Annotated in this window: 17 protein-coding genes, 1 pseudogene and 1 riboswitch; of the genes and pseudogenes, 14 read left to right on the top strand and 4 right to left on the bottom strand. The window is 47.9% G+C overall.

What is annotated here, in order from left to right:
- Nucleotides 1–3: 3 nt before the first annotated feature.
- A complete protein-coding gene (locus tag FZD51_RS00090; protein ID WP_148973275.1) occupies nt 4–1281 on the top strand; it encodes a DUF58 domain-containing protein in 1278 nt (425 codons plus the stop codon).
- A 22-nt stretch (nt 1282–1303) separates the two neighbouring features.
- Here the strand turns inward: FZD51_RS00090 and FZD51_RS00085 are convergent, their stop codons facing one another.
- Nucleotides 1304–2284, bottom strand: a complete 981-nt coding sequence (locus FZD51_RS00085) for a stage II sporulation protein M (protein WP_148972882.1) — start codon at nt 2282–2284, stop codon at nt 1304–1306.
- A 96-nt stretch (nt 2285–2380) separates the two neighbouring features.
- On the opposite strand from FZD51_RS00085, the gene FZD51_RS00080 reads away from it, so the two are divergent.
- From FZD51_RS00080 to FZD51_RS00030, 11 genes are all read left to right on the top strand, one after another.
- On the top strand, nt 2381–3193 hold the full coding sequence (locus FZD51_RS00080; protein ID WP_262380563.1) for an RDD family protein: 813 nt from the start codon (nt 2381–2383) through the stop codon (nt 3191–3193).
- Nucleotides 3194–3313: 120 nt separating this feature from the next.
- Nucleotides 3314–3417: riboswitch (SAM riboswitch) on the top strand.
- Nucleotides 3418–3536: 119 nt separating this feature from the next.
- On the top strand, nt 3537–3668 hold the full coding sequence (locus FZD51_RS00075; RefSeq protein WP_009793599.1) for a YezD family protein: 132 nt from the start codon (nt 3537–3539) through the stop codon (nt 3666–3668).
- A gap of 107 nt (nt 3669–3775) precedes the next feature.
- Nucleotides 3776–4486: a phosphoadenylyl-sulfate reductase gene (locus tag FZD51_RS00070; RefSeq protein WP_148972881.1), complete on the top strand. Its 711-nt coding sequence runs from the start codon at nt 3776–3778 to the stop codon at nt 4484–4486.
- Nucleotides 4487–4501: 15 nt separating this feature from the next.
- Nucleotides 4502–5581 (top strand): inorganic phosphate transporter, encoded by a 1080-nt coding sequence (locus tag FZD51_RS00065; protein ID WP_148972880.1) that lies wholly within the window; start codon nt 4502–4504, stop codon nt 5579–5581.
- 5 nt (nt 5582–5586) lie between these two features.
- Nucleotides 5587–6732 carry a sulfate adenylyltransferase gene (gene sat, locus FZD51_RS00060; RefSeq protein ID WP_148973273.1) on the top strand — a complete coding sequence of 382 codons (1146 nt, stop codon included), beginning with the start codon at nt 5587–5589 and terminating at the stop codon, nt 6730–6732.
- 13 nt (nt 6733–6745) lie between these two features.
- A complete protein-coding gene (cysC, locus tag FZD51_RS00055; RefSeq protein ID WP_148972879.1) occupies nt 6746–7348 on the top strand; it encodes an adenylyl-sulfate kinase in 603 nt (200 codons plus the stop codon).
- Nucleotides 7349–7360: 12 nt separating this feature from the next.
- Nucleotides 7361–8992, top strand: coding sequence for a nitrite/sulfite reductase (locus FZD51_RS00050; RefSeq protein ID WP_148972878.1), 1632 nt, complete (start codon nt 7361–7363; stop codon nt 8990–8992).
- The gene (locus tag FZD51_RS00045; protein WP_094767543.1) at nt 8976–9194 is read left to right on the top strand and encodes a DUF3906 family protein; all 219 of its coding nucleotides are present in this window, start codon (nt 8976–8978) and stop codon (nt 9192–9194) included. The genes FZD51_RS00050 and FZD51_RS00045 overlap by 17 nt, the downstream gene beginning before the upstream one ends.
- Nucleotides 9195–9196: 2 nt before the next feature.
- On the top strand, nt 9197–9976 hold the full coding sequence (cobA, locus tag FZD51_RS00040) for a uroporphyrinogen-III C-methyltransferase (protein ID WP_148972877.1): 780 nt from the start codon (nt 9197–9199) through the stop codon (nt 9974–9976).
- A gap of 12 nt (nt 9977–9988) precedes the next feature.
- A complete protein-coding gene (locus tag FZD51_RS00035) occupies nt 9989–10738 on the top strand; it encodes a sirohydrochlorin chelatase (RefSeq protein WP_148972876.1) in 750 nt (249 codons plus the stop codon).
- Nucleotides 10719–11327 carry a precorrin-2 dehydrogenase/sirohydrochlorin ferrochelatase family protein gene (locus tag FZD51_RS00030; protein WP_148972875.1) on the top strand — a complete coding sequence of 203 codons (609 nt, stop codon included), beginning with the start codon at nt 10719–10721 and terminating at the stop codon, nt 11325–11327. The genes FZD51_RS00035 and FZD51_RS00030 overlap by 20 nt, the downstream gene beginning before the upstream one ends.
- Before the next feature lie 345 nt (nt 11328–11672).
- Here the strand turns inward: FZD51_RS00030 and FZD51_RS00025 are convergent, their stop codons facing one another.
- Together FZD51_RS00025 and hmpA are read right to left on the bottom strand one after the other, a co-directional pair.
- Nucleotides 11673–11966: a hypothetical protein gene (locus FZD51_RS00025; protein ID WP_148972874.1), complete on the bottom strand. Its 294-nt coding sequence runs from the start codon at nt 11964–11966 to the stop codon at nt 11673–11675.
- 192 nt (nt 11967–12158) lie between these two features.
- Nucleotides 12159–13373, bottom strand: a complete 1215-nt coding sequence (gene hmpA, locus FZD51_RS00020) for an NO-inducible flavohemoprotein (RefSeq protein WP_148972873.1) — start codon at nt 13371–13373, stop codon at nt 12159–12161.
- Between the two features lie 171 nt (nt 13374–13544).
- Here hmpA and FZD51_RS00015 point away from each other — a divergent pair, with 171 nt between their 5' ends.
- Nucleotides 13545–14021: an RrF2 family transcriptional regulator gene (locus FZD51_RS00015; RefSeq protein ID WP_148972872.1), complete on the top strand. Its 477-nt coding sequence runs from the start codon at nt 13545–13547 to the stop codon at nt 14019–14021.
- A 13-nt stretch (nt 14022–14034) separates the two neighbouring features.
- On the opposite strand, the gene FZD51_RS00010 is transcribed toward FZD51_RS00015, so the two are convergent.
- Complete coding sequence (locus tag FZD51_RS00010; protein ID WP_148972871.1) at nt 14035–14604, bottom strand: hypothetical protein; 570 nt, start codon at nt 14602–14604, stop codon at nt 14035–14037.
- 163 nt (nt 14605–14767) lie between these two features.
- Here FZD51_RS00010 and FZD51_RS00005 point away from each other — a divergent pair.
- A pseudogene (locus FZD51_RS00005) lies at nt 14768–15270 on the top strand (DDE-type integrase/transposase/recombinase); the annotation flags it as partial.

The following is a 15270-nucleotide window of genomic DNA, read 5'->3' as shown; positions in this document are numbered from 1 at the left end:
GGCATGTGTATCCTTTCACTGGCACTGGCGGCTGCGGCAGCAATCTGGGGAGTGCCGTGGAAACTGGCGGCCGGGCTCAATATCGCTTTTCTGCTGCTTTCCTTTGCCGACCTGGCTTTTTTGCCTAAGAGTTCTCAGATCAGGCTGAAACGGAGAGTCCCGGAAGAGATGGAAAGAGGGCTTTCTGCCGATGTTGGCATCGAAATAGAAAACCATTCCCAGCTGCCTTTAACGTTGCGGATCATTGATGATCTTTCCGACTCCTTTGCCAGGCCATTTCCGCTTAAACGAAAGCTAGCAGGAAACACGAGGGGGACAGTCCAATATGAAACCGCAGCCAGTACAAGGGGGCATTATACGCTGAACAGGATCTATATGCGCTGCAGCAGTTTCCTTGGCCTATGGGAAAAGCAGATGGTGAAAGAAGCCGAAAGCCAGGTCAAAGTGATTCCTGATTTGACCGAAACCCGGCGATATCTTGAAAATGCGCAATCCTATTTGCTTTATGAAGGAGAAAAAATCCGGAGGCAGCAGAGCGGAGCCGGGGAATTTTCAAAGATTCGGGCATATGCGCCTGGAGATGATCCCCGTAAAATCAATTGGAGGCAGACAGCCAAGCTTCAGGAGGTCATGGCCAATGTCCATGAGCCGGAGCACGGAAAATATGTCACCATTATGATTGACTGCGGCAGGATCATGGGTGCGGAGCTGGAAACGGGCAACAGGCTTGAAAAGGCGCTGGAAGCAGCAATGATTACTGCAGCCGCGGCGCTCAAAAACGGTGATTATGTTTCTGTTCTTGCTTTTTCAAAAGATATAAAATCGTATGTCCCGCCTGCAAAAGGAATGCAGCACTTAAACTTCATCCTGAAAGCTTTGTATTCGATACAGGCGGATGATGCAGAATCCAATTATAGCGGTGCCTTTCAATATTTGCAGTCTGTCCAGAATAAAAGGAGCTTATTGCTTCTCTTTACTGATGTAAGGACTTTCATCCTAGAGGAAGGTGCGCTTGTTTATCTAAAAAGGATCCGCCAGCGGCACCTGTTCTTTATGCTCGGAATTGAAGACAATATCCTGTCAGCCCGGGCCCAGGATCGGCCGGACAATATAAAAAGCGCCATGCTAAAAAGCATGGCGCAGCAGCAGATCCTTATTGCAAAGCGGGAAAAGCAGAGATGGGAAAAACAGGGCCTGCAAATGGCGGAAGTGCCTGAAGGAAGGCTCGCAGCAGCTGCTGTGTCCCATTATATCAGTGTGTTGAACCGGGGGCTCCTTTAAAGAAGCATCCTCCTGCAAGGTTTCATCGAGCTTGCAGGGGATGTCCGAGGCGTTTTCGCTTTTGATCCAGGAGCCAGCCTGACCATGCATAAAACAAAAGCCCAAGTACCGTCAGGAAGGCGGCCGCATACTTCATTTCGAGCGGAAGAGGAGAAGGGGTGATGAACCCTTCGATCAACCCGGCGATGATAAAGAGCGGAATAGTTCCCAGCAGCAGCTGCACCGACCTTTTCGCCTGGGTTTTCAGCTGGTAACCACGGGAGTATCTGCCGGGGACCAGAAGCTTGTAGCCCATCAGCAGGCCTGCGCCTCCAGCTATGAATATCGCGGTAAGCTCTATCATTCCATGAGGGACAATATAGGCCCAGAATTCATAAGATTTGCCATGCGACCAGAACAGGCCGGCAATGGCTCCTACAATGATGCCATTATAAATCATCAGATAGACGGTCAAAATGCCGAAGGTGATGCCGCCGGCAAATGCGAGGATTGCGACACGGATATTATTGGTCATGATGCTTGCTGACATGACCGCAGAATCAACCGCACCTTCATTCTCGCCGAGCCTCTGGGGATCAATCGCCCCGGACATCTCGGCCGGGAGAATCGAATGGATTGAGAGCGGATCATGGATCACAGCAAAGAAACTGCCCAAACCGCCCAATGTGAAAAGGAGCATGCTGGCAACGACAAATTTCCATTGCTCGAACAAAAGCCGCACAAACTTGACCTGGAAGAAATCTTTCAGCTGCGCCATGCTGGAGGATTGGCTTTTATATAAAAGATTATGCGCCTTTGCGACAAGATCATTTAAATAAAATGTCACTTCTTCGTCCGGAAAGAAAGTCCGGGAGAATGAAAGATTCTGTGCTGCTTTCTGATACAGCCTGTCAAACCGGGCCAAATCAGTTCCTGCTGCTTTTCGTCTATTCATCCTGGCGAGCAGCTCCTCGAGCTCCTGCCAGTTTTCCCGATGCTGCTTGATGAACTGTTTACTATTCAATCTAATCACCTGCCTGTAACCATAAAAGTTGTATCTCCATTATAAATCATAGGGAGAGTGAGATACAGGCTAAACTTCCAGGAAATGGGGTGCATCATGCAAACAGAAACAATTCTTATCAAAACACCTGAATATGTATCGCTTCAATTCCAGCCTGCCGGACTTGGCAGCAGGGCCGGGGCCCTCATCATTGATCAGCTGATCCTCATGGTATTCAATCTGGCGAGCATTCTTTTATTTGCTTTTTATGCTTCCAGTGCCGCAGCATTCTTTCTTGAAGATACTTTTCTTTCATGGCCGTTCGCCATTATGCTCATTTGCCTTTTTCTGGTCAACTGGGGATATTTTTTTGTATTGGAATATTTTTGGGCAGGAAGGACACTGGGGAAAAAGATCATGGGAATAAGGGTGATTCAGGATAACGGCCAGAGCATCACATTGCTCTCAAGCTTTATACGCAATCTCCTCCGCATCATAGACTCCCTGCCGGTGTACTATCTGCTTGGCATTCTGATGGTATTTTTTCATTCCAGGCATAAACGGGTCGGCGATCTGGCTGCCGGGACAGTGGTCGTGCATGAACGGAAAAAGAAGAAGCCGGGTAAAATGACCGGGATTGAAAAAGAAATCCAGGAAAGAGGCCTGAAAAAAGAAGATATATACATGGACGAGTGGACTGTCAGGAAAATCGGCGCCGAGGAATGGAAGCTTTTAAAGACCTATAGCGAGAGGCTGCTCCAGCTCCCTATAGGCAAAAGAGAAGAGCTCACAAAGAAACTTTCTTATTCACTACTGCCAAAGCTCGATATCGATCCCGAACGAAAGTCATTCAGGCAGCTGGAAGACATCCTGCTGGTTCTTTATTTAATCGGCAAAGAAGAGTGGGAGTTTGAGAATCAGATGAAATGAGCAGATTTTCCTAATTTAAAAAATAATTAGAAAATTTTCCTTTAACTCGTTGACAAATCATATGGGTATGGTAGGATTAATTTCAATAAAATAAATCAGAGCAAACGCTCCTGATTATATCACTTATCTAGAGTGGCTGAGGGACTGGCCCATCGAAGCCCGGCAACCTGCTAAAAGCAAGGTGCCAATTCCAGCAAAATGTCCAGCATTTTGGGAGATAAGGTGCAAGTATGCGAAATGCGCCTTTTCCTGTCGGAAAAGGCGTTTTCTTTTTCCTCCTTGTGCCCAGCCCAGCCAATCAAAAAGGAGGCGAGCCGATCTGAAGCATGCTGATTGGGAGGAAGTGGCAGCGCATCTGCAAAGGATGCTGCAGTCTGTAAAGTTTGGAAGCATCACACTTGTGGTGCAGGATGGCAAGGTCATTCAAATTGAGAAGAATGAAAAGGTTCGCCTTCAATCTAATAAAGCGCGCTGACTAGACAAACTAGAGGCGGTCTTTCTCCCAAAGCGGGAGGAAGGCTGCCTTTTTTTCTTGTTCAAAATCAGGCAAAAAGCAGAAGGCACCATGAAAGGAGCACTAAAATGAGCACCACCGTAACATACACCCGCTGGGAACCGCCATCATTCCCTGAAGACGATGGATTCAAAGGAGCACAAAAAGTGCTGGAATGGGCCTATAGCCATTACAGCCCCCAGGAGATCAGCTACGCCTCAAGCTTCGGGGCTGAGGCGATTGTACTGATTGATCTTATCACTGCAATAAAACCTGATGCCCATATTATTTTCCTGGATACCGGGCTCCACTTTCCGGAAACTTATGAGGTCATAGAAAGGGTGCAGGAGCGTTTTCCGGAGCTGAATATTGAAAAGAAGCTTCCTTCCCTTTCTTTGGATGACCAGCGTGAAGCTTATGGACCGGCACTGTGGAAAAGAGAGCCGGACCGCTGCTGCAGCATCCGGAAGATCATTCCGCTTCAGGAAGCCATGAAAGACAAAATCGCCTGGATTTCCGGGCTGAGGAGGGATCAGTCTGCATCAAGGGCTGAGGCGCAATTTTTAAACAAGGACAGCAAATTTCAAAATGTAAAAATCTGCCCGCTTATCCACTGGACTTGGGAGGAAGTTTGGAAGCATATCCGTAGAAAAGATCTCCCATATAATAACCTCCATGACAATGGGTATCCAAGCATAGGCTGCTTTCCCTGTACAAGGGCTGCAGGAGTTGGCGGGGACAGCAGGGCAGGCAGGTGGGCTGGGACCGGCAAGACGGAATGCGGCCTGCATTCCGGGTGAAAGGAGGGCATGACCATGCTTGCAGCAATAGCAATGACCATTGGACTATTCTTTGCCATGAATATAGGAGCAAGCGGGGCTGCTGCCTCTATGGGGATTGCATATGGATCGGGATCCATCAAGAGCCGAAAAACTGCTCTCCTGCTGTGCGGAGCCGCCGTATTCCTTGGCGCCTGGCTCGGAGGGGGCGAGGTTGTCAAAACGATGGGAAGCGGGATTGTGCCGAAAAGCACTTTCACCGTGAGCATCGCCCTGATCGTCCTTGCCTCAGCTGCACTGTCGCTTTTCCTGGCCAATATTTTCGGCATTCCGCTTTCGACCAGTGAGGTGACAGTTGGATCAGTTGTCGGAGCAGGGATTGCTTATCAATCTTTATTTGCTTCCAAGCTCTTGTGGATCATTTCCTTTTGGCTGATTACGCCGCTGGCCGCTTTTATCATTGCTGTCATTGCAGCAAAGCTGATCAGGATACTCCGCTCAACCAAGAAGACCAAAAAGCCGGGCACTATCCGCTTCCTTGGCTTCCTGGTCACACTCATGGGATTGTTTGAAGCCTTTTCGGCCGGCATGAATAATGTTGCCAATGCGGTCGGCCCCCTTGTTGGCGCTGACATTCTCCCGGCAGGGGCAGGGATTTTCTGGGGCGGTATATTCGTCGCCGCCGGCGCTGTTTTTCTCGGCAGTAAAGTGCTGGAGACAAACGGAAAGAAAATCACTGATATCCGGCTCGAAGAAGGATGCATCATCTCTGGTACCGGGGCAGGCATTGTCACTGCTGCATCCTTGTTCGGGATTCCCGTCCCCTTGACCCAGATCACGACAAGCTCCATCATCGGAATCGGCTTTGCCAACCAGGGGCGCTCTGTTTTCCAGAAAGAAATTGTCATCAGGCTCCTCGGTGTATGGCTTGTGTCGCCAGTCCTGTCGATGGTACTGAGCTATACCTTGATCCAGATCATCATTAAGCATGACTTTTATCCGATTGTTGCCATAGCTGGAGTCCTTATTTCTGTATTCGGTGTCCGTTTCCTGATGGGAAGGCAGAATACGGCCCTGCCGGAAAATGAAACTTATAAACTAGCAAGGAAAGGCTGATGAAAATGTCACTACCTATGCCTCATGGAGGCAAACTCATAGAAGCATTTTATCCGGATTATCCTATCCAGAACACGAATCAGGAGATAGAGATAGACTCAGTTGCATTAAGCGACCTGGAACTGATCGCCTGCGGACTTTTCAGCCCGCTGACAGGTTTTCTGGGAAAGGAGGACTACGAATCTGTCGTTGAAAGTATGCGGCTTGCAGACGGTACAGTATGGCCGATACCGGTCACGCTGCCGATCATTCCGGATATAGCAGCTGACCTTCATAAAGGTGATATCTGCAGGCTGAATCATAAGGGAGAAACCTACGGGGTCCTAGAACTTTCCGAGCTTTACCAGCCAGATCTGGAAAAAGAGGCACTTTCAGTCTACCGGACATCTGACCGGGCACATCCAGGAGTTAATAAGCTTTTTGAACGAGGCGGCATCTATGCTGCAGGAAAAATCACACTGATTAAGCGTCCTGATAAAGGAGAGTTCACAGATGTCTGGCAGACACCGAAAGAGACGCGGTCCTTATTTGCTGAAAAAGGCTGGAATACGGTGGTCGGCTTCCAGACGCGCAATCCGGTGCACCGGGCCCATGAATATATCCAGAAAGCTGCCCTTGAAACAGTCGATGGCCTTTTCCTGAATCCTCTTGTCGGAGATACAAAGGAAGACGATATTCCTGCCGATGTACGCCTGAAAAGCTACCGGGTGCTGCTGGAGCATTATTATCCTGAAACGCGTGTCCAGCTGGGAGTCTATCCCGCAGCAATGAGGTACGCGGGGCCGAGGGAAGCTATCTTTCACAGCATTGCCAGAAAGAACTTCGGCTGCACCCATTTCATTGTAGGGCGCGACCATGCCGGGGTAGGCAATTATTACGGAACGTATGATGCCCAGCACATATTCAGGGAGTTTACAGAAGAAGAGCTGGGGATCAAGCCTTTATTTTTCGAGCACAGCTTCTATTGCACTGTGTGTGAAGGCATGGCTTCCGACAAGACCTGCCCGCATACAGCGGATGACCGGGTAATCCTTTCAGGCACAAAGGTCAGGGAAATGCTCCGTGCCGGAGAAATTCCGCCTTCCTCTTTCAGCAGGAAAGAAGTAATAGAGGTGCTGATTCAAGGCTTGCGGGAAAAAGAAACGGTTTAAGGAGGAAGAATGCATGGCACAATCACTGAATCTTACATGGCATGAAGCAGCAGTAACAAAAGAAGAGAGGATGGCGCAAAACGGCCATGCCAGCTGTGTGCTCTGGCTGACAGGGCTGTCCGGATCGGGCAAATCGACCATAGCCAATATCGTCAGCCACCGGCTTTTCAAGGATGGCATTGATGAATATGTCCTCGATGGCGATAATATCCGCCATGGACTGAACCGCGACCTCGGATTCTTAGAAGAAGACAGGAATGAAAATATCCGCCGGATCGGTGAAGTGGCTAAGCTGTTTACTGACAGCGGCCAGATTGTCTGTACAGCATTCATTTCGCCTTATCGGAAGGACAGGGAACTGGTGCGGAGCCTTTTTCCGGAAAAAGGGGAGTTCATAGAAGTCTTCATTGACTGCCCCTTGGAAGAGTGTGAAAAGCGGGATCCTAAGCAGCTGTACCAAAAAGCACGGCGCGGAGAGATTAAAGGGTTCACGGGGATCGATGCTCCTTACGAGGAGCCGGAAGACCCGGAAATCATCATTCGGACTGACCAGCTTTCTCCGGAAGAGGCAGCTGAAAAGATATTATTCTATTTAAAAGAACAGGGAATCATTTAAGGAGGGGAAAGAATGGCATATGTAAAGCATTGGGAGGATAATGAAAAGCTGAATAAAACAGAGAAAGCAAAGCTGGAAAAAGACGGACTTGAAATTCTGAATGATATTCCTTATTATGCTGCAAACGGCTTTGAATCCATCCCGAAGGATCAGTGGGACCTGTTCAAATGGGCTGGCTTGTACCTGCAGCGCCCGAAGGAGGACGGCTATTTCATGATGAGGGTGAACGTCCCCTCCGGCATCCTGACGAAGCCGCAGGTTGATGCTTTGGCCGGAATTGCCCGGGACTACGGGCGCGGCGTCTTTGATATTACAACAAGGCAGGCTATCCAATTCCATTGGCTTGAAATCAGCCAGATCCCTGATATTTTCAACAGGCTGGGGGCTGTCGGCCTTTCGAGTGCAGGGGCATGCGGTGACATTACAAGGACGATTGTCGGCAATCCGATTGCCGGGCTTGATCCGCACGAATTGTTTGATACCACTGAGATTGTTAAAGAAGTATATACTTATTTTCAGAAAAATGAAGATTTCTCCAATCTGCCAAGAAAATATAAAATGTCAATTTCAGCTAATCTGCATAATGCTTCTAATGCGGAAATCAACTGTGTATCTTTCACCCCGGCGGTCAAGGTGATTGATGGCGATGAGAGAAAAGGGTTCCACCTGAAGGTTGGCGGCGGACTTTCTTCCCGGCCTTATCTGGCAGAAACGCTGGATGTATTCATTGAACCTGAGCGCACGCTGGAAACAGCCATTGCCGTAACAACGATATTCAGGGACTACGGATACCGGGAAAAAAGGCATCTGGCCAGACTCAAATTTCTTATGGCAGACTGGGGTCCGGAGAAATTCAAGGAAAAGCTTCTGGAGTACACAGGGCCTCTACCTGAAAAAGGAACAGAGCCTGCAGGAGGCTGGAATGCCGGCTATTTCTACGGTATCCATGACCAGAAACAGCCAGGCCTGAAGTTCCTTGGGTTCAATGTACCGGTGGGGCGTTTGTCGGCTGATGAAGTATTCGAGCTTTCCCGCATTTCTGCCCATTATGGGAATGGAGAAATCAGGACGTGCAATTCGCAGAACCTGATCATTCCCAATATACCTGAGGAAAACGTTGAAGCACTGCTCCAAGAACCGATTTTCAGCCGCATCACCATCAATCCCAATTCCTTTATCGGCCACGCGGTTTCCTGCACCGGGATTGAATATTGCAATCTGGCACTTGTTGAAACTAAAGAAAGGATGCGCGTAATAGCTGAGGAGCTGGATAACCGGATCACCCTGGATGTGCCGGTCAGGATCCATATGGTTGGCTGCCCGAACTCCTGCGGCCAAAGGCAGATTGCCGACATCGGCCTGCAGGGAATGAAGGTGCGGAATGAGAACAAGGAAATGGTGGAAGCTTACGAAATCTATGTAGGAGGAACGCTTAATGCCGGCGGCAAATTCAATGAAAAGCTGAAAGGGAAAGTAGAAGCGGAAAAGCTGGCCGATGTGCTTGAGGAATTGCTGCAATTTTTCAAAAAAGAAAAGTCAGCAGGGGAATCCTTCTTCGATTTTGTCGGCAGGGCCGGCCTGGAGCTTTTCCAGCAGCAGCTTGATATTATTTTGGGAAGAGAAGCCCATGGCCTATCTTTATAGATTCAGTGTACAGCTGGAAGAAAAAGAGATTGCCGCCGTCATCCTCGCTGAAAATGACGAGGCGGCTTTCCGCCAATTGGATGTTGAGCTGGAGAAATTTTATTTGAAAGAACCCGGTGTACAGGAAGTTGCCCTCCGCGAAAAAAAGCGGGCTGCAAAAACGGCAGGCTATATTTTTGATGAAGATGAGAAAGGGTGGTAGTGATGCCAGGAAAAGTATATTTGGTAGGAGCAGGACCGGGGGATGCCGAGCTGATAACGGTAAAAGGGCTGCGCTGTATCCGGCAGGCGGATGTCATCCTTTATGACCGGCTGGTGAATCCGGAGCTCCTTGAATACGCGAAAGAAACAGCCCAGCTGATTTACTGCGGCAAGCTCCCCCATTATCATACAATGAAACAGGAAACAATCAGCCGGTTCCTTGTGAAATTCGCCAAAAAGGGACTGAATGTTGTCAGATTGAAAGGCGGAGATCCTTTCGTGTTCGGCCGCGGAGGGGAAGAGGCCGAGGAATGCGCCATTAATGATATCGGATTTGAAATAGTTCCCGGGATAACGGCTGGCATCGGGGCTGCTGCCTACGCAGGAATCCCTGTCACGCACCGTACCCTAAGCAAAAGCTTCGCCTTTGTGACAGGCCATCAGGCTGGGGACATGGAGGCAGAGCATCAATGGGGCCATCTTGCCAGGGCCGTTGACACAATCTGTGTGTATATGGGAGTTTCCCATCTTCCTAATATCGTTGCCAGGCTTCTCGAAAATGGAAAAGAAAAGGAAACGCCGATTGCACTTGTTCACTGGGGCACGCTATCTGACCAGCAGACCGTAGCTGGGACGCTTGAGACGATTGTGCCGCTGGTTGAACGGTCCGGCATCAGCAATCCGAGTATGATTGTTATCGGGGAGGTCGTTAAGCTGCATAAAAAGCTTCATTGGTTCGAAGAAGAAATCGCACCCCGGCTCCCAGTTATCCAGGGGATTTAAAGGAGGAGGGAAATGGAAGCGATCCTTTATATAGGCCACGGCACACGCTCGAAAAAAGGGGCACAGGAAGCAAGGGACTTTTTGAATAGAATCATTGGGAAATCTGCCGCACCGATCCAGGAAATGAGTTTTTTGGAGCTTGCAGAACCATCAATCGGCGAAGCTTACGGAAATTGTATTCACCGGGGGGCCACCTCTATCAGGGTGGTCCCGATCTTTCTATTATCAGCGGGGCATATAAAAGAAGATATCCCGGATGTTCTGGAAAAGTTAAAAAATATTTTTCCGGATGTACCGGTTGAAATGGCAGATCCCTTCGGTGTCCAGCAGGCGATCATTCATGCAGTTTGTGAATTGATATTTCAGGAGGCATTGGTGCTTTCCAAAGACGATTTTGTTTTGCTTGTTGGGAGGGGGAGCAGCGATCCTTCTGTTCTTGAAGCGTTTGAAGAGATTAGAAGGGGCGTTGCTGCTAAGATTGGCGCCAGGGTGAAAGTCTGCTTTCTGGCTGCCGCTTCCCCATCTTTCGGTGCAGGGCTTGAGGAAGTATGTGCTGATAGCAGTGGAAGGATCATAGTTGTCCCTTATCTATTGTTCGGCGGGCTCCTTCTTAGTGAAATTGAGAATGCGGTGAGGAAAAAGAAAAAGCAGGGTATGCAGATCGTACATACCGGCGCATTGAGCAGGCATTCTGCAATAGAGGAAATTGTCATTGCCCGTGCAGCAGGAAAGGAGGAGAAGGATGCAGCCCCTGTTCATTGATCTTAGAGGGAAAAAAGTTGTCATTGCTGGAGGCGGCAGGATTGCGGCCAGGAAGGCGCGCTTGCTGGAAGAGGAGGGGGCTGACATCACTTTCGTTGCCCCCGCATTTTCGGAGGAAGCTCTATTGATAGCTGATAGTAAAGGATATGATCTCATTGAACGTAAGGCCAAGGCCGCTGATTTCGCTGATGCTTTCTTAGCAATACTGGCCACAAATGACCGGAGTGCCAATGATGAGCTGCAGAAGGCTCTTCCGGCCAATCAGCTCGTTTGTGTAGTTGACGAATTTGAAACCGGGAATGTCACTTTTCCGGCAAGAGTCCGGAGGGGCGGTCTCCAGATTGCTGTGACTTCAGGCGGCACCAGCCCAAAGCTGACACGGAAGCTGAAAAAAGAATTAGAGGTGCTCTTTGACGAGTCATGGTCTGTGTATACAGAATTCCTCGGGAAATGCCGGCTGGCAATAAAGAGCCTGGATCTTCCCGCCGAAGAAAAAGACCGGCTGCTTTGGAGCCTGCTGGAGGATGAATACCGATTGAGCGAGAGCAAGCAGGAGGAAAAGGCGGCGGAAATAAGGGGGATGGCGTAGAGTGTGAGGGAAGATAGTGAAGTGGTATGGTGATGCTGTACTAAGGTCGGCGAGATCGTTTGAGGCATCAGGGTTTGTGCAAGGGAGTTATCGGAACCGCCGAATGAGGTCTGGTTTTGTTGAAATGGTAGAATAATTGGAAGTTTGATTAAATTATCGGGTGGATTGATTAAAATAATCCCGCAAATGATTGAAATAAACCACACTTTGATAGAAAAACAGAAACAGGCCGCTGCTCAGGAAAGTTTAGCAGTGCCGGATACCCATTGAAACCGCAGGATGAGGCCTGGTTTTACTGAAATGGTAGAATAATTGGCAGTTTGATTAAATTATCGGGCGGATTGATTAAAATAATCCCGCAAATGATTGAAATAACCAGCACTTTGATAGAAAAACAGAAATAGGCCACTGCTCTTGGAAGCTTAGCGGTGCCGGATACCCATCGGAACCATCGAATGAGGCCTGGTTTTGCTGAAATGGTAGAATAATTGGAAGTTTGATTAAATTATCGGTCGGATTGATTAAAATAATCCCGCAAATGATTGAAATAACCACACTTTTGATAGAAAAACAGGAATAGGCCGCTGCTCCTAACTGCCAGCCATACCAGGCAGCCAGCATTACCGGCTGTAAACTCAATAAAATTCCTAAATTGCTTTAACTGCCGACAATAACGGCCGGTATTCCCCTGAAAATCACCAAATTTGCCGCACATTCTCATTTTCACACGGAGATTACCCAAGCCCCGACACTATATCTGCTCTCAAACCGCACCAAAAAGAAGCTGACGAGCCTATCAAGGGACGCCAGCTTCTTTCTTTTCATATATTCCTAATCTTCCAGATTCAATGAGGGACCAAAGAATTCAAAGTGAATCTTGGATTCTTCGACATGCAGCTCTTTTAATCCTTTTACAATGGCACGGAGGAATGGCACCGGCCCGCACACATAATAGTCTGCACCATCAATCAGGATTTCGCGGAGGAAGTCTGCATCTATATAGCCTTCTTTAGCAAAGCAGGCATCCTGGCGGTCAGTTTCCTTAGTTTTTTCGTATACATACAGAAGCGTGCTGTTTTCAAGTTTAGCTTTAAGTGAGGACAGTTCCTCTTTGAACGGCTGGTGGCTGCTGCTTCTTGAGGCATGGATGAATTCCACCCGGCGGCCGGGGTTTGCTTCAGAAATCGCGCCGATCATGCTCATGAAAGGAGTGATGCCGACACCGCCGCTAAGAAACACGGCCGGTTCATTAGCATCTGCCGCTAGTACAAAGTCACCGGCTGGGGCCGTAACTTCTATAATGCTGCCTGTTTCAACAGCATCATGAAGATAATTGGAGACCTTGCCCTCAGGGTTATTTTTTTCTGCTTCCCGTTTGACAGAAATCCGAAAAAAGTCTTTGCCGGGTGCTGCTGAAAGGCTGTACTGCCGGTTCATCAGATATTCTTCGCCAGGGATGCCGATGCGCACGGTAATATACTGGCCAGGTAAGAAGGCTGGAACAGTTGAACCGTCTGAAGGCTTTAAGTAGAAGCTGGTGATAACATCGCTTTCTTTCACTTTTTCTGTGACTGTAAACTCCTTGAAATCATTCCACCCTGCAGGCTGGCTGGCTGCTTCTTCATACATTTCCTTCTCGATGCCGATAAATGCGTCGGCAATTACGCCATAGGCATCTGCCCATGCTCCGATGATCTCATCAGTTGCCGCGTCGCCAAGCACTTCCTTGATTGCTCCGAGGAGATGCTCTCCTACAATCGGATAATGTTCCGGCTTGACTCCAAGGCTTCTATGTTTGTGGGCGATTTGTTTCACTGCAGGGATGATTGCTTCCAGGTTATCAATATAAACGGCGGCTGCCAGGATTGTATTAGCAAGAGCGGTCTGCTGCCTGCCTTTCTGCTGGTTGGCATGATTGAAGATATTCAATAACTCCGGATGACTTGAAAATAAGTTACGGTAGAAGACGGTTGTTATTTCCGTTCCTTTCACTTCCAATACAGGAACGGTAGATACGATAGTGTCAATTGTTTTTCGAGATAACATTGCTGAATCCCTTCTTTGCTTAAGTAGTATTTTGAATACATCTTTATTTTAGTGACCAAATAACTAAAAAGCAATATTTCAAATACATCTTTTGAAGTGCAGGACAGCAAAGTTTAAGATTTGTTCACAATTATGATAAGATGGGGGGAGAACAGAATGTGAGGGAAAATCATGAGACTTACAACCTATTCGGATTATTCAATAAGAGTATTAATATATCTCGCATCACATCAAAATGATAAGCTCGTCAACATAAAAGAAATCGCTGAAGCTTACGATATTTCAAAGAACCATCTAATGAAAATCATCTATAATCTTGGAAAAATGGGCTATATAAGGACAGTACGCGGCCGCAACGGCGGATTCAAGCTCGCTAAGCTCCCGGCGGAAATCAATATAGGGGAGATCGTCAGGAAGACAGAAGAGGATTTTTATCTTGTTGAGTGCTTTGACCATAAAAATAAATGTGTGATCACACCGGTATGTTCTCTAAAGCACATCTTAAACCATGCGCTTGAAAGTTTTTTAAAGGTGCTGGATCAGTACACACTTGAAGATATTGTTGAAAATAAAGCCATGCTGAAAGAATATTTTGCCCGTAAAGCTGAAGAAGGACAAGATGGAATCCATGATCAAAGGCTGCCTTGAATGGCAGCCTTTTTCATGTCATCTCAGGGGATTTCTTCCGTATTGTCCGGTTAAGGGCCTTCATTGCTGCCAGTGATAGCCAGAGCCAGATGCTGCTGTAGGCAAGGCCAAACAGGAATATTGGGCCGGCGGTCAGCAATGCGGAATATCCTGACAGGGAAGGGCCAAGAATCGGAAAACCAACTACATACAAAAGGAATAAGATACCGGCTGTCAGGGATGCAGCCCCAAATATGACGGCAGTCAAAGTCCGTTTCAGCTTATTGAGGGCAATGCCGATGCTGATGCCCAGCAAGCCGGTGGTAAATGGGAATACGAAAAGCTCAGAAGGCTGGAGGACAGCAAGCATCATAATTGTGAGCAAATATGTAAGCAGGCCGATCCGCACCGATAGAAAGCAGGCTATAATGATTGGCCATGTGGTCAGGATGCTGAGCGCATAGCCTGCACCCCCGAAAAGCCCTGCTGATTGGAATATTGCCGCCAAGCCTCCAAGGATCGCACCCATCACCATTTTGACCGTACTGGAATGATCGGACATCTCTTCTGCGGCTGATATTCCCGGAAACCATTTTCTGCTCATTTTTCCACCCCCTAATAGGCAATCGTATTGTCAAAACTTTTATAAGAAATAGGCTATAAAATCCTATCAGAGAGGGCTTTTTAAGCAAAAAAATTGCCACCCCCTGAATTCTGGAGATAATTGAGGTTACCACACACCCAATTCCCAGAAAGGAAGTGACAAGTTGTACCCTCAAATTATAACCTATTTATTAACTTTTATTAAGTACCAAGATCAAATTCTGCGAACTCTTCTCACCCTGCTTATCGGCAAAAATATGTTTGATAAGCCCAAGGAACAGCCGGTGAACCAGCCTTACCGAAAGCTTCAGGTAGATGACCTTCCGGTCATTGAAACCTTGCAAAAGTTGGATTACAAAGTGCTTCTGTCGGAGTATTCCGAGCAGAAAGGAAAGCCAATGAAGCCGGTAAGGCGCCATGCCAACACTAAAACGTCCGTACCGTCCAATGTAATCTGCCCAAAGTGTGGTGCTCCGGGAGATTACCTTTATGCCAATAATGGAGGCAAGGGGCAGTATCAGTGCAAGGTGTGTGCATGTGTGTTCAATCAAAAAAACCAGTTTTCCAAGGAAGTCATCCTGAAATGCCCTCATTGCTTGAAAACTCTTGAAAAAGTAAAAGAACGAAAAGATTTTGATGTCTACAAGTGTAAGAATAATGCGTGCAC

This window comes from Bacillus infantis, from assembly GCF_008180445.1.
GTDB lineage: Bacteria > Bacillota > Bacilli > Bacillales > Cytobacillaceae > Bacillus_AB > Bacillus_AB infantis_B.
Note: the sequence above shows the minus strand (reverse complement) of the source record. Positions and strands in the feature narration are given on the sequence as shown.

Coding starts and splice junctions, on each gene's coding strand:
- cobA (WP_148972877.1), top strand. CDS start 9,197: ATGCCAGGAAAAGTATATTTGGTAGGAGCAGGACCGGGGGATGCCGAG.
- FZD51_RS00090 (WP_148973275.1), top strand. CDS start 4: ATGTGTATCCTTTCACTGGCACTGGCGGCTGCGGCAGCAATCTGGGGA.
- FZD51_RS00070 (WP_148972881.1), top strand. CDS start 3,776: ATGAGCACCACCGTAACATACACCCGCTGGGAACCGCCATCATTCCCT.
- FZD51_RS00035 (WP_148972876.1), top strand. CDS start 9,989: ATGGAAGCGATCCTTTATATAGGCCACGGCACACGCTCGAAAAAAGGG.
- FZD51_RS00045 (WP_094767543.1), top strand. CDS start 8,976: ATGGCCTATCTTTATAGATTCAGTGTACAGCTGGAAGAAAAAGAGATT.
- cysC (WP_148972879.1), top strand. CDS start 6,746: ATGGCACAATCACTGAATCTTACATGGCATGAAGCAGCAGTAACAAAA.
- FZD51_RS00015 (WP_148972872.1), top strand. CDS start 13,545: ATGAGACTTACAACCTATTCGGATTATTCAATAAGAGTATTAATATAT.
- FZD51_RS00030 (WP_148972875.1), top strand. CDS start 10,719: ATGCAGCCCCTGTTCATTGATCTTAGAGGGAAAAAAGTTGTCATTGCT.
- hmpA (WP_148972873.1), bottom strand. CDS start 13,373: ATGTTATCTCGAAAAACAATTGACACTATCGTATCTACCGTTCCTGTA.
- FZD51_RS00080 (WP_262380563.1), top strand. CDS start 2,381: ATGCAAACAGAAACAATTCTTATCAAAACACCTGAATATGTATCGCTT.
- FZD51_RS00065 (WP_148972880.1), top strand. CDS start 4,502: ATGCTTGCAGCAATAGCAATGACCATTGGACTATTCTTTGCCATGAAT.
- sat (WP_148973273.1), top strand. CDS start 5,587: ATGTCACTACCTATGCCTCATGGAGGCAAACTCATAGAAGCATTTTAT.
- FZD51_RS00050 (WP_148972878.1), top strand. CDS start 7,361: ATGGCATATGTAAAGCATTGGGAGGATAATGAAAAGCTGAATAAAACA.
- FZD51_RS00010 (WP_148972871.1), bottom strand. CDS start 14,604: ATGAGCAGAAAATGGTTTCCGGGAATATCAGCCGCAGAAGAGATGTCC.